The organism is Actinomycetota bacterium, assembly GCA_005888325.1.
GTDB lineage: Bacteria > Actinomycetota > Acidimicrobiia > Acidimicrobiales > AC-14 > AC-14.
Window position 1 is genome coordinate 97,721 of sequence record VAWU01000030.1, and the last position, 13,460, is coordinate 111,180.

Below are 13,460 nucleotides of genomic sequence, written 5' to 3' on the forward strand. Positions count from 1 at the left end.
CCGCAGGTGGAGCGCTTCAGTCAGCTGCGACCGGCGAAGTACTTGGCATAGCCGTCGGCGAGGGCACGTAGCTCCGGGTCCTTCGCGAACAGCGGCTCGAACTTCTCGCGGGCCTTCGCCCGCTTCGCCGGGAAGTACTCGGTCGGCCAGTAGCCCTCATGGGGCCGGTAGCTCTTGAGCACGTTGCGGGCGACGGTGGCCTTGTGCACTTCGTCGACGCCGTCGGCGATGCCCATCGTCGGCGCGCCCGCGTACATCGCCTGGAGCGGCGTGAGGTTGGTGGTGCCGAGCGAGCCCAGGATGTGCAGCGCGTTGAACGACACCTCGCGCAGCACCTTCGCCATGGTGTACTTCACCGCGGCGATGTCGGTGCGTGTCTCCTGCGTGCTCGTGTTGTCGATCTTCCACGCAGTCTCGAGCACGAACAGCCGCAGCATCCGGATCGACGCGTAGGAATCGGCGATCTTCTCCTGCACCATCTGGTGATCGGCGATGATCTTGCCGTGTGACTCGCGGCTGAGCGCCCGCTCGCACATCATGTCGAAGGCCAGCTTGCACTGCGCGATCGTGCGCATCGCGTGGTGGATGCGGCCACCCCCGAGGCGCCGCTGGGCCAGCACCTTGGCGCCGTCCTCGGGTCCGAGCAGGTGGTCGGCAGGAATGCGGACGTCGCGGTAGATGATGTGGTTGTGGTTGCGCGGCTCGGGCTGGATTTCGACGCCCGGCGTCTCCCGCGGCACCACGAACATGCCGTTTGTGCACATCACGAACAGGATGTCGGCCACCCGGCCCGCGCTCGTGAACCACTTCTCGCCGTTGATGACCCACTCGTCGCCGTCACGTGTCGCGTGCGTCCGGAACAGGTTGGGATCGGAACCGCCCTGCGGTTCGGTCATCGAGTAGGCCGACCACAGCTCCTGGTTGAGCATGGGCTTGAGCCAGCGCTCCTTCTGCTCCTCGGTGCCGTACGCCGCGAGCATCTCCATGTTCCCCGTGTCGGGTGCCGCGGCGCCGAACATCTGCGGCGCCGACGGGTAGCGACCAAGGATCTCGTTGAGCAGCCCCAGCTTCAGCTGCCCGTAGCCCGGCCCCCCGAGCTCTTCGTCGAGGAAGATCGCCCACAGGCCCTGCGCCTTGATCTCGTCCTGCAACCGCTTCACGAGGGCCTTGATCCTCTGATCCTTCGATCGCACCGCGTAAGGGAAGACGAACTCGAGCGGCTCCACCTCCTCGCGGCAGAACTCCTCGACCCAGTCGAGCTTCTTCTGGAACTGCGGATCAGTGGAGAAGTCCCACCCCATCGGATGACCCCCGTGTCGGTGCGGTGCTGCGTGTGTGCCAGGTGATCTTAGGATCTCACGGCCGAGGTGAGAGTCACGGGTTCGAGCTCAGTCCCTCTGAACGACTGCGGCCTCTCCATTAGGGTCGGATCGTGACCGACGCGGACCCGCTCGACTTCGACGTACCACTGTCGCACCTACGACCGCAGGAGAAGGCAGCGCGCGCGGGAAGCTTCGGCGAGGCGGCCTCGCACTACGAGCGCTACCGTCCCGGACCGCCCGCTGCCGCCGTGGACTGGATCCTCCCGACGAAGGTCGGCACGGTCGTCGACCTCGGGGCCGGCACCGGAGCATTGACCAGGCTCTTGATCGGGAGGGCCGAAGAAGTGATCGCGATCGAACCGGACGACCGGATGCGGTCGGTACTCACCGCACAGGTCCCCGGCGTCCGGGCGCTGATGGGTCGCGGCGAGTCGATGCCCATCCCCGACAGGAGCGCAGACGCCGTGCTGGCCTCCTCGTCATGGCACTGGATGGATCCGGTCCCGACCCTCCACGAAGTGGGCCGCATCCTGGTGCCGGGCGGCATCCTCGGCGCCCTGTGGTCGGGGCCCGACCCCGAGGGCCCGTTCGTCGTCCAGGCGCAGGCGCTTCTCGCCGAACAGTCGCGGGCCGGCGCCAGCGTGGCAGCGGGTGACGAGCGCGACCCGCGCGAAAGCGGGGTCGCGGGCCTCATCATGGGTGACGCGCGTCGCCCTCTACCGAGTCTCGAGATCCCTCCCGGAGTCCCGTTCGACCAGCCCGAGCACGAGGTGTTCACATGGGATGTCGCGCTCGACGCCGACGAGCTGATCGGTCTGCTGGGCACGTTCAGCTGGATCATCACCATGCCCGAGGAGACGCGCCACCGCGTGATCGCTGAGGCCCGACGACTCCTCCGGGACCTGCTGGGTGTCGAGGGCGAGGTGACCGTCGATGTGGCGTTCCGCGCGGATGCCTGGCGGTCCCGCCGAAAAGAGCCCGCCTGAGCTGTCGATTTCGTCGCTCCTCGTTTGTCTTAGAGGTGACCATGCCGAGCAGGAGGAAGCGATGAAGTACATGATGCTGATCTATCAGGGCACGACTCCGACGCCTCCGTCGGAAGAGTGGGACAGGCTCCCGGAGGACGAGAAGAAGGCGGTGTACGCCGCGTACAAGGCGCTCAACGAGACGCCCGGCGTCACCGCCGGCCTCCAGATGCAGCCCGCCGAAACCGCGACCACGGTCCGGGTACAGGACGGCAAGACGCTGACCACCGACGGGCCGTTCGTCGAGATCAAGGAGGCGATCGGGGGGTACTTCTTCTTCGAGGCCGACGACCTCGACGCAGCGATCGAGGTCGCCTCGCGGGTCCCTGCGGCTCGCATGGGCGGCGCGATCGAGGTCCGCCCGATCGTCGCGTGGTAGCGACGATCGAGCAGGCCTTCCGCGAGCAGTGGGGCCGTGTCCTCGCTGCGCTCATCGGCTTCCTCGGCGACTTCGACCTCGCCGAGGAAGTCGCGCAGGAGGCGTTTGCGATCGCCGCGGAGCGCTGGCCGCTCGACGGAGTCCCGCGGAACCCCGGTGCCTGGTTGCTGACGACGGCGCGCAACCGGGCACTCAATCGCATTCGCCGCGACCGCACCCTGGTCACGAAGACCCGCCTGCTCCAGGTGCCTGAGGAAGCGGAGGACACGATGGACGCCACCTCATTTCCAGACGAGCGACTCGAGCTCATCTTCACCTGCTGTCACCCGGCACTCGCCACCGAGGCGCAGGTCGCGCTCACCCTGCGGACGCTCGGCGGTCTCACCACCGACGAGATCGCCCGTGCCTTCCTGGTGCGAGAGGCGACGATGGCCCAGCGGCTCGTGCGGGCGAAGCGCAAGATCAAGGCCGCGGCGATCCCGTTCCGGGTTCCTGCCGACGACGTGTTGCCCGAGCGGCTCGCCGCCGTGCTCGCAGTCGTCTACCTGATCTTCAACGCGGGCTACGGCGGCCGCGACGAGCTGGCGAGCGAGGCGCTCTGGCTCGGGCGCGCGCTCGCCGAGTTGATGGCCGACGAGCCGGAGGTGCACGGCCTGCTCGCGATGATGCTGTTGCTCGACGCCCGCCGAGAGGCGCGGGTCCGGGACGGCGACCTCGTGCTCCTCGCCGACCAGGACCGATCGCTCTGGGACACGGCACAGATCACAAAGGGCCGTGAAGCGCTCGACCGCGCCCTGGCGTTGGACGGCCGAGGCCCCTACGTCGTGCAAGCAGCGATCGCGTCCCTGCACGCCGAGGAGCCGCGCGACTGGCCCCAGATCGCCGCGCTCTACGGCGAGCTCACCCGGCTCACCGACTCGCCGATCGTCGAGCTGAACCGAGCCGTCGCGGTCGCCGAAGAGGAGGGTCCCGAGGCGGGGCTCGAGATCATCGATCGCCTCCCCCTCGAGGACTACCACTACCTACACGCGACGCGAGGCGAGCTGTTGCGGCGCATCGGCCGCATCGCAGAGGCCCGCGTTGCCTACAGCCGTGCGCTGGCGCTCGTCCACGACGACGCCGAGCGGCGTCTGCTCCAACGACGGCTGTCGGAGGTCCCGCGGTCGGGGTGAGCGACCGAACCGCCGGCGCCGTGACACGACGCCGCCTTACGGATCATCTGTTGGTGCAATCGCCGACGTTCGCAGTCGGTCGCGGGCGTGGGTGAGGCCGACGGCAAGCACGATGATGCCTGCCCCCGGGATGATCCACGGCGGGAAGAGGTTGGCGACGAGCGCTCCGATTCCGACTCCCCTCGTGACGCGCTTGAGCGCCAAGAGCACGATCGCCACCAACGTCGCCGCGATGAGCACGAGCAGGATCCCCTTGTCGGTCAGATTGTGGCCCGACGTGTATCCCGTACGCGCCGTGCCGAGCGCGTCGGCCTGCGTATCGCTCCAGTTGTCTTTCCCGATCGCGTTCACCACTCGCACGTTGCCGACCTACGGCCCGTCGGCCACCGGGGACGGCCCACAGGATGACGGCGACGAGGGCGACGACCGGGGGCACCACTTCGGCGGATTCCAGATGCCCGGCGCCGTGGCCCTTGCGCCCCGGGAAGATCTGATCCATCACCAGTCCCCCGACCACGCCGACCACGATGAAGGCGGCGATCGGCCACCAACGGCGCAGGATCGAGCGAGCCTCGATCGGTCCACGAGGCTCCCTCAGTCGAAGACGGATCGAGGGGACGACGGTCTTGCGTGCCAGTAGCCAAATGCAGATCAGCAACGCCGCCATCAGGGCGTACAACACGACGACCACCCCAGTCCAGAACGCGATCAGCAGTGAGACGATATCGCGGCGCTTACGCCACGCCGGGGTCCGATCTCAGAGCGGGGTTCGGCAGGTTGGGTGGCCTCTCGAACGCGGGCGGGCCCGACAGGTCGAGCGAGTCGAGCAGGTCGTCGGCTTCGGCGTCACGCCGTGTCAGCGGAGGCAGGTTCCACTTCGTCTCGATGAGCTTGAGTATCGAGGTGTGGTCGTGAACGACGTGTGAGACATAGTCCGGCCGGGCATACGGCGAGACGAGGACCGCAGGCACCCGGAAGCCGTAGCGGTCGAACCGCCAAGGTCCGCCGGTCTCGATCGGGTGGTCGTCGGGCTCGACGGCCGAGGGTGGCGGCACGTGGTCGTAGTAGCCACCGTGCTCGTCGTACACCCAGATCAGCAAGGTTCCCATCCATCCCTTGCCGGCCATGACCGCATTGATGATGCGAGCCGCGAACGCTTCGCCGTGTTGGATGTCCTGCGGGTTCTCTTCGGAGTTCTTGCGGAAGTCGGGGTCGACGATGCTGACGGAGGGAAGTCGCCCGGCCGCGGCATCGCTGATGAAGCGATCGATGGAATGCACATGAGAGAGGTAACGCAGGATGCCGACGGGATAGGCGTCGGCGGTGAACTGGAGGAACGACTTGGCCTCGGTTCCGACGTTCCCAAACCGACGGTTCAGACCCTTCAGGATGCTTCTGACGCGGCGCGAGAGGCGGAGGCCGTGCACACCGAGGCCGCGTTTCAGCGCGGGCCCGCGATGGGGGACCGAGTGATAGTTCGCCCAACTGATTCGATGGGTCGTGAGCAAGTCGAACACCGTCCCGTTGGCGGGGTGGTCGAAGGTGTGGGCGATGCTGTCGGTTGTCAGACCGTTGGCCGTCCCGGCCACCAGGAACCGCCGATTCGGGAACGTCGGGCCCAGACATGACGAGAACCATCGGTCGGCGACCGGGAACGCCCGGGCGAGTCCGTAGTAGAACGGCAGATCGACGTCGTTCCAGCAGCCCATCGCCACGCTCGGGTCGACGTCGGAGCGTTGACGTTCGGCGCTGCGAACGAAGCCATCGTTGTTCCCGTTCGCCCATTGCTCGTGGCTCGCCTCCCATGACTGTGACGGCACTCGGGCATGCTGCTCCGTCGTCGCGAACCGCTTGGAGCCGAGGAGCCGACCGCCTGCGGTCGCATTGACGGCGTCGGGATTGCCGTCCGCGTCGACCGGCAAGCCGTCACCGCGACCGAGCACACCCAGGTAGTTGTCGAAGGAATGGTTCTCCATCATCAGGACCACGATGTGACGAATCTGGGGCAGCGTGTCCGAGCCAACGGGCACGTCCGGGTTCGGCGGCGGGAAGCGGTGCTGGTCGCCGGAGCGCTCGAAGCGTCGAGCAAGGCGTGCTTCCATGCCCTGCAGGACACGGCTGATCGAAGCCATCGCCATCCTGCTCACGAGAAGCGACCGGTGGTGTCGCCAGGCGGCTGGGTCGGAGCGCAGCCTTGCACATCTGCCGGCGCGACAAGATGGGCGAGATGGCGTACGACCCGACCATCTATCGAGGAGCAGCGCGGCACTACTGCAACGGCCGACCGCCCTACTCGGCCGACCTCGCCGGCGTGCTCGGCCGCGAGCTTGCACTCGGCCTGGGCGGGAGACTGCTCGACGTGGGGTGCGGCCCGGGGGTGTTGACGCTCGAGCTGGCCGCGCACTTCTCAGAAGCCATCGGCCTCGACCCCGACCCGGACATGCTCGCGGAGGGCGCCCGGCGAGCCCGCGAGCTCGGCGTTGGCAACGCGCGATGGATCCGCGCGCGGGCGGAGGAGATCGTCGGGCTGGATCTCGGCCCGTTTCGCCTCGTCACCTTTGGCCAGTCCTTCCACTGGACGGAACGTGAGCGGGTCGCGGAGGCGGTCTTCGACATCCTCGAGCCTGGCGGCGCGGTGGCGTTGATCGCGCACACCGTGGAGGGTCGGACCTTCCCCCCGAGACTCGATCACCCACTGATCCCGCACGACGAGATCAAGCAACTCGTGGCGCGCTATCTCGGATCGAACCGACGGGCGGGGCAGGGATGCGCGCCGGACTCGACGGATCGTTACGAGGATGCGTTGGCGCGCACTCGGTTCGGTCGACCGCGTCAGGTCTTCGCGCCCGGTCGACCCGACATCATTCGCGACACCGACAGCATCGTGGATGGTTACTTCTCGATGTCGTCATCCGCGCCGCACCTGTTCGGAAGCAGCCGCGATCAGTTCGAAGCCGACCTCCGAGATCTGCTCCAAGAGCATTCGGCCGACGGGCTGTTCTGGGATTGGCCAGGTGACACGGAGATCGTCGTGGGCGCCAAGCCTGCGTGAGGGTCTCGCCGGGCGCCCGTCAGAAGCCTGGCCTTCGCCTGGCTCGCTTGGCGCGGGCTTCTCTTTGCCGCTCTTCTATCTCTGCGTCCAGCCGTCGCCAGTACGCGCGTCGTTCCTCTGGGCTCATCGCTCCTTCGCGAGCTGGGGGCGTCGCCGCGGTCGAGCGTCGGCGGTCCTCCCGTGCAGCACGAACGGCGGCGGCCCACGCGGCGGGACGGGACGAGGGCCAACCTGCCCCGTCCTTCGCTAGGTTCGTCATTCCTTCCCCCGAGTGCCCGTCCCCCCGAGCGCACGGAAGTCTGCCGGACACGAGGGACGGCGCGCCAGCCACGCCTCTCGGCGACGACGATCAAGCGCCGGCTTGTCCGCTGCGTTCCAGTGGAGTCGGGAGCATGCCGTTGTTCCCGGCGGCGTTGTTCCCCGCGGCAGCCGTCGACTTCTTGAGCGTGTCGAGAATCGACAAGCCCTGCCCGACGAGCCCGGCGACGACCTCGTTGATCCCCTCGGTGCCGTTGAGGATGGTCAGGTTCGACCCGGCGATCCCCTGGGCCGCGGCCTGCACGATCGACGGAAGCGCCTCGATGATGCGGTTGGCTGCAATGAGCTCCTGGTTGCCGTCCCTCAGCGAGCCGGCCCGGGCCTTGTTGGCGTCGGCTTGCGCGTCCGCGGTCGTCCGCTCGGCGTACGCGGTTCCGTCCGCTTGGATCTTCACCGCTTGGGCTTCGGCCTCCGCGAGCGTCGTCCTGCGGTAGGCGTCTCCCTCCGCACCGAACTTCGCCTGGTCGCGCTGAGCCTCGGCCAGGGTGCGCTGCTTGTACGCCTCTGCGTCGGCGGGCCGGCGGACGTCGGCCTCGAGGCGTTGGGCGGCGAGGTCGGCTTGGCGTTGCGCCAGGGCCGTCTGCTGCTCGATGACGTCCTGCGACGCCTTCGCCTCGGCGAGCAGTCCCGCCTGGGCGGCCTGGGCGTTGGCTTGCTCGGTCTCAGCTTGGAACCCTGCACGTTTGATGGCGGTGTCCCGCTCGTACTGGGCCTTCAGGGCCGCGGCCTGCTGTTCCCGCTCTGCTGCCTCCTGGTCGGCCTTCGCCTGGGCGATGCGCGCCTGGCTGGCCACTGCGGCGGCATGCGGGGCGGCGAGGTTGTTGATGTAGCCGGAGGCGTCTTCGATCTCTTGGATCTGCAGCGCGTCGACGACGATGCCCAGCTTTTCCATCTCGGCGTGACTGCCGTCCTTGATCTCCTGGGCGACGCGATCGCGCTCCCGGATGATCTGCTCGACGGTGAGGCCGCCGATGATGGACCGGAGGTGGCCCGCGAAGACCCGACCGACGAGCTCCTCCATGCGATTCTGCTCGGACAGGAAGCGGCGGGCGGCGTTGGCGATCGACACCGCGTCGTCGCCGACCTTGAACACGGCGACGGCCCGAACCTTGAGGCGGATGCCCTGGTTCGTGACGCAGTCCTCGACGATCTCGGCCTCGCGCAACGCCAAGGCGAGGATTCGAGCCTTCTGCTTGACCGGGAGGACGAAGCTTCCGTGCCCGGTGACGATGCGGAACTGCGTGTCCTGCGCTTGGCGCTTCGAGCCAGAGATCAGCAGGGCCTCGTTCGGCGCCGGAACATGCCAGAAGAACATGGGGACTCCTTTGGTGACGGGCTACGGGAAGGGCGTGACGATGACCGAACGTGCGGACGTGCAGTCGATGACCAGGACGCGGGTGTGCTTCTCGATCTCCTCGTCCGACCAGGCCGCGAATGCCTCCGTCCCGCCACGTACCGGAAGGAGCACCTCACCCGGACCATCGGCCGGGATGGGGACGGTCACCCACCCGACCATGCCGAGCACGCTCTGTTCTGCGTCAGCCGGCACGCCCGACCGCCGTCATTGCCCTCTGCCGCATCTCGACTCCTTAGCAGTGGCCACTCTACCGAGTGGTGACGGAAATGATCTGAGCCCCATTCCGGGGTCGATCCGTCGGGTCAGGAGCGCCGAGGCCTCGCCGGAAGCTGGTTGATCGCGTGATGGCCGGCGCCCCAGAGGTGCTGGACCGCGTAGGCGCGCCACGGGCGCCACCTTCGGGCTCGTTCGGTCAGGGCAGCAGGCGAGCTCGGTAGTCGCCGCGTCTTCGCCCCGAGCCGGACACCCAGATCGGTCGGAAGAAACGCATCGGGATCGCCGAGCGCGCGCATCGCAATGGTCGAGCGCGTCCACGGTCCGACTCCCGGAACGTCGGCGAGTCGTTCGAGCGCGGTGCCCCACTCACCACCCACGCTGAGATCGACCTTGCGTCGGCGAGTGCCTGGGCGAGCGCGATGAACGTGCGACGCCGGCTGCCGGGCATCGCCAGCGTGGTGGGGTCGACCTCGGCGATGGTCGTGGTCGCGGGGAAGAGATGCGTGAGACCGCCGCTGGGGTCGTCGATCGGCTCACCGGACGCGACGACGAGCCCGCCCGCGAGTGTGCGTGCCGCGGCGGTGCTGATCTGCTGTCCCAGCACGACGCGGAGCGCGAGCTCGTGCTCGTCGACCGTCCGCGGGACCCGTGGACCGGGTGACGCCTTGATCAGCGGTCGCAGAGCAGGATCCTTGGCCAGCGCGGCATCGACTGCGACCGGGTCGGCATCGAGGTCCAACAAGCGTCGGCAGCGCGCGATCGCAGTGGAGAAGTCCCGCATGTCGGTGAGGGTGAGCCGGCAACTGACGTGGTCGCGCTGTGGTGAGAGGGCGACGATCCCCGACCCGAACGGCAGGCGCATCGTGCGCCGGTAGGCACCGTCGCGCCACTCTTCGACCCCGGGCACAGCCGTCGCCGCGAGGTGGCCGAAGAGGCTGTCGGGCCAGAGGGGCGATCAGAACGCGAGCCGCACCGTCACGGACCCGGGCGTCGACGGCGCCCTGACCTCGGCCGCTGCCCGCAGCGCGGAGGGCGACGTCGCGAACACCTCGCGGACGGTGTCGTTGAACTGCCGGATGCTGCCGAATCCCGCCGCGAAGGCCACATCGCTCATCGAGAGGACCGTCGTCTCCAGCAGCACCCGAGCGGCCTGCGCTCGTTGCGCGCGCGCGACCGCGACCGGTCCCGCCCCGAGAACCGCGGTCATCTGACGCTGAAGCTGCCGGCGGCTGTATCCGAGGCGGTGGGCGAGGCCGTCGACTCCCTCGCGATCCACGATTCCGTCCGCGATGAGACGGAGCGCGCGCGCGACGAGGTCAGATCGTGTGTCCCATTCGGGCGAGCCCGGGGCGGCGTCGGGACGGCAGCGCTTGCACGCACGGAACCCGGCTGCCTGTGCGGCGGCCGCGGTGGGCAGGAACCGCATGTTCTCGGGCTTGGGCGGAGCGACCGGGCAGCTCGGCCGGCAGTAGATGCCCGTCGTGACCACCGCGCTGACGAACTGTCCGTCGAAGCGGCCGTCGTTCGAGAGCACGGCTCGCAAGCACCGCTCGGTGTCCCGGAACACGGCCCCAGTGTGCCTGCGCGGGGGCGAGCTTCTCTAGCGGAAATGCGACATCGAGTCGACGGGTGGTCCGCTGCGTCCGGCTTGGTGACGATCAGGCGCCGGTGAGCTTCGCGACGATGGGTGCGAAGTCACTGGCCTTGTCGCCGGGCACCACCGTGTAGGAGTAGCCCCACCGCTCCCGTCGTTCGAGGAGCCGTTCGCCGATCTCGGTCGGCGCTCCGACCAGGCTGAGCGGCGATGCGAGCACCGATGCCGGGTCGGTCGCGAAGACGGTGGCGAGCACCTCCGCGAGCTCGCCGCTGGTCTCGGTGACCTCGGCCACCGCGAGCCACGCGTTGATCTCGAGATCGTCGAAGCGCTCTCCCGCACCCTCCTGCAGCCATCTCACCTTCTCGTCGATCCGCTCGGGGAGCGAGTCCTGCGCGGCCGCGGTGTCGACCTCGCCGGAGTGGATCGACGCGTTCACGCCCACGATGTCGGCGACGGCGCCGGCGAATCGCAGCACCCGCGGCGCGCCGCCGCCGATCAGGAACGGGGGACCGCCCGGGCGGTGCGGCTTCGGTGTGCCGTCGAGATCGGTGATCGAGTAGTGGGTGCCGGCGAACGTGAAGGGGCCGTCCGCGAAGAGGCCCTTGAGCACCTGGGCGTGTTCGATCATGCGATCGACGCGGACCTTCGGGGGGTCCATCGCGATCCCCGAGCGCTCGTAGTCGAGGCGCTTCCAACCGGCACCGATGCCCACCTCGAGTCGTCCTTCCGACAGCACGTCGATGCTCGCCAGCTCGCGGGCGAGCACCGCCGGATGGCGGAAGTCGCAGTCGAGCACCAGCGTTCCGAGGTTGATCGTGGTCGTCACTGCCGCTGCCATGGCGAGCGCCGTGATCGGCCCGAAGCCCTCGTCGAAGTGGTCGGGAACGAAGAGGGTCGAGTAGCCGAGCCCCTCGACCTCGCGAACCGTGTCGAGCCACGAGCTCCCCTCGAAGGGCTGGTGCAGGTCGACGCCGAAGCGAAACCGACGCGGATGTGACATCGGTCCCAACCTATTTCGAATCACGTTGCGGCGTCGGCGCGGACATCGACCTCCCGGGCCGCGTATGGTGCTCCGGTGCATCTTTCGTCCTCGCCCAAGCCGCGTCTGCGCGGCTGGCTCCACGAGGTCGCGTTCTTCGTGTCGATCCCGGCCGGGGTCGCGCTCGTGGCGCTCGCCCGGGGCGCTGAGGGCCGGGTGGCCGCGGCGATCTTCGCCGCAAGCCTGACCGGGCTCTACGGCGTGAGCGCCACCTATCACCGCGGCCGCTGGTCGGTCGGTACGCAACGAGTTCTGAGGCAGCTCGACCACTCCATGATCTTCGTGCTCATCGCCGGCTCCTACACACCGATCACCCTGCTGGCGCTCCGGCCCGCGTGGGGGATCACGCTCCTCGCGATCGCCTGGACCGGCGCGGCCGTGGGAGTCCTCATCACGGTCTTGCGGCTCGAACGCTGGCACGTCGTCGGGTTCGTGATGTACCTGGCGCTCGGCTGGCTCGCGGTCGTCGCGACCCACCAACTGCTCCGCACGCTCTCGCCGGTGGAGCTGGCGCTGCTGATCACCGGCGGCCTGCTGTACACCGTCGGCGCGGTCGTGCTCGCGTGCAGGCGTCCGGACCCACGCCCGGCGGTGTTCGGCTACCACGAGGTCTGGCACTCGTTCGTCGTCGGTGCAGGCGTCTGTCATTTCGCGCTCGTTCTGCTCCTCGTCCGCGCCTGACGCGGTGCGGTCGACTCCAGAGGAGCCGGCGGACCGATACGGTGCCCCATGAGCCCCACCGTCTGTCACGAGGAAGGACCGTCACAAGGAGGATCGTGCGATGCGCACAGCGGCCACTGACCTCATCGGCATCGACGTCCCCATCTTCGGCTTCAGCCACTGCCGCGACGTCGTCGCGGCGGTGACCAACGCAGGCGGGTGCGGCGTCCTCGGTGCCGTCGCGCACACCCCCGAGCAGCTCGACATCGACCTCCGCTGGATCGAGCAGGAGGTGAAGGGAAAGCCGTTCGGCGTCGACCTGCTGGTGCCCGAGAAGTTCGCGGGCGCCGACGAGGGCGGTCTCGATCGCAGCGAGCTCGTCAAGCTGCTTCCCGAGGAGCACCGGCACTGGGTCGACGAGCTGCTCGCTCGCTACGACGTGCCACCTGCGCCCGCGGATCGACCCGAAGAGCATGGCGCCGCTCCTCGACGTGCTGTTCGCACACGACACACACCTCGTCGCATCGGCGCTCGGGCCGCCGCCCGCACACTTCATCGAGCGGGCCCACGCCGCCGGCATCCCCGTCGCCGCGCTCGCAGGAGCGGTGGTGCACGCGGAGCGCCACGTGCGTGCCGGCGCCGACCTCATCGTCGCCCAGGGAACCGAGGCGGGCGGTCACACCGGGATGATCGCCACCATGGTGCTGGTGCCCGAGGTCGTCGACGCGGTCGCGCCAGTGCCCGTCCTTGCCGCGGGAGGGATCGCCCGCGGTCGCCAGCTCGCGGCGGGCATGGCTCTGGGGGCCGACGGCGTGTGGTGCGGCTCCGTGTGGCTCACGACCGACGAGGCCGAGACGCCGCCCTCGGTGAAGGACAAGTTCCTCAAGGCGGGCCTGGGCGACACCGTGCGGTCGCGCTCGATGACGGGCAAGCCGGCCCGGATGCTGCGGACGGCGTGGACCGACGAGTGGGAGAGAGCCGACGGCCCCGGTCCCCTCCCCATGCCGCTCCAGCCGATGCTCATCAGCGACGCGATGCGTCGCATCCATCGCGTCGCCTCGAAGGAGGGCACGGGCGCGAACGATCTCGCCACGTACTTCGTCGGCCAGGTCGTCGGCAGCATGAACACGGTCCGGCCTACCCGCCGAGTCGTCCTCGAGATGGTGGAGGAGTTCATCGACACGGTGGAGCGGCTCGACAACCTCGTGAGCGAGGAAGACGGATGAAGGTGCGGACCCTGCCCGGTGACCATCGGCTCGTAACCGCACATGTTCGTTCTTGTCGTAGTTAGCCGTTTTCAGGACGGCTAACTACGACGCGAAG

Annotated in this window: 11 protein-coding genes and 2 pseudogenes; 6 read left to right on the top strand and 7 right to left on the bottom strand. The window is 68.6% G+C overall.

What is annotated here, in order from left to right:
- Positions 1-20: 20 nt before the first annotated feature.
- On the bottom strand, positions 21-1,301 hold the full coding sequence (locus tag E6G06_12280) for an acyl-CoA dehydrogenase (protein TML90563.1): 1,281 nt from the start codon (positions 1,299-1,301) through the stop codon (positions 21-23).
- A gap of 128 nt (positions 1,302-1,429) precedes the next feature.
- Here E6G06_12280 and E6G06_12285 point away from each other — a divergent pair, with 128 nt between their 5' ends.
- From E6G06_12285 to E6G06_12295, 3 genes are all read left to right on the top strand, one after another.
- Entirely contained in the window at positions 1,430-2,308 is an 879-nt protein-coding gene (locus tag E6G06_12285; protein ID TML90564.1) for a class I SAM-dependent methyltransferase, read from the top strand.
- A gap of 61 nt (positions 2,309-2,369) precedes the next feature.
- Positions 2,370-2,726, top strand: coding sequence for a hypothetical protein (locus E6G06_12290; GenBank protein TML90565.1), 357 nt, complete (start codon positions 2,370-2,372; stop codon positions 2,724-2,726).
- Positions 2,720-3,898: a sigma-70 family RNA polymerase sigma factor gene (locus E6G06_12295; protein TML90566.1), complete on the top strand. Its 1,179-nt coding sequence runs from the start codon at positions 2,720-2,722 to the stop codon at positions 3,896-3,898. The genes E6G06_12290 and E6G06_12295 overlap by 7 nt, the downstream gene beginning before the upstream one ends.
- Before the next feature lie 36 nt (positions 3,899-3,934).
- Here the strand turns inward: E6G06_12295 and E6G06_12300 are convergent, their stop codons facing one another.
- Both E6G06_12300 and E6G06_12305 read right to left on the bottom strand, forming a co-directional pair.
- Positions 3,935-4,249, bottom strand: coding sequence for a hypothetical protein (locus E6G06_12300; GenBank protein ID TML90567.1), 315 nt, complete (start codon positions 4,247-4,249; stop codon positions 3,935-3,937).
- A 383-nt stretch (positions 4,250-4,632) separates the two neighbouring features.
- Positions 4,633-6,036, bottom strand: coding sequence for an alkaline phosphatase family protein (locus E6G06_12305; protein ID TML90568.1), 1,404 nt, complete (start codon positions 6,034-6,036; stop codon positions 4,633-4,635).
- A gap of 80 nt (positions 6,037-6,116) precedes the next feature.
- Between E6G06_12305 and E6G06_12310 the strand changes: the two genes are divergently transcribed.
- Entirely contained in the window at positions 6,117-6,950 is an 834-nt protein-coding gene (locus E6G06_12310; GenBank protein ID TML90602.1) for a class I SAM-dependent methyltransferase, read from the top strand.
- Between the two features lie 349 nt (positions 6,951-7,299).
- On the opposite strand, the gene E6G06_12315 is transcribed toward E6G06_12310, so the two are convergent.
- The 4 genes and pseudogenes from E6G06_12315 to E6G06_12330 form a co-directional block, all read right to left on the bottom strand.
- The gene (locus E6G06_12315) at positions 7,300-8,583 is read right to left on the bottom strand and encodes a flotillin (GenBank protein TML90569.1); all 1,284 of its coding nucleotides are present in this window, start codon (positions 8,581-8,583) and stop codon (positions 7,300-7,302) included.
- Positions 8,584-8,604: 21 nt separating this feature from the next.
- Positions 8,605-8,793, bottom strand: a complete 189-nt coding sequence (locus E6G06_12320) for a hypothetical protein (protein ID TML90603.1) — start codon at positions 8,791-8,793, stop codon at positions 8,605-8,607.
- Positions 8,794-8,927: 134 nt separating this feature from the next.
- A pseudogene (locus E6G06_12325) lies at positions 8,928-10,408 on the bottom strand (DNA-3-methyladenine glycosylase 2 family protein).
- Positions 10,409-10,499: 91 nt separating this feature from the next.
- On the bottom strand, positions 10,500-11,519 hold the full coding sequence (locus E6G06_12330; protein ID TML90570.1) for a TIGR03621 family F420-dependent LLM class oxidoreductase: 1,020 nt from the start codon (positions 11,517-11,519) through the stop codon (positions 10,500-10,502).
- Between E6G06_12330 and E6G06_12335 the strand changes: the two genes are divergently transcribed.
- Both E6G06_12335 and E6G06_12340 read left to right on the top strand, forming a co-directional pair.
- Positions 11,451-12,158, top strand: coding sequence for a hemolysin III family protein (locus E6G06_12335; GenBank protein ID TML90571.1), 708 nt, complete (start codon positions 11,451-11,453; stop codon positions 12,156-12,158). The genes E6G06_12330 and E6G06_12335 overlap by 69 nt on opposite strands.
- A gap of 100 nt (positions 12,159-12,258) precedes the next feature.
- Positions 12,259-13,363 (top strand): annotated as a pseudogene (locus tag E6G06_12340) (nitronate monooxygenase).
- Positions 13,364-13,460 lie beyond the last annotated feature (97 nt).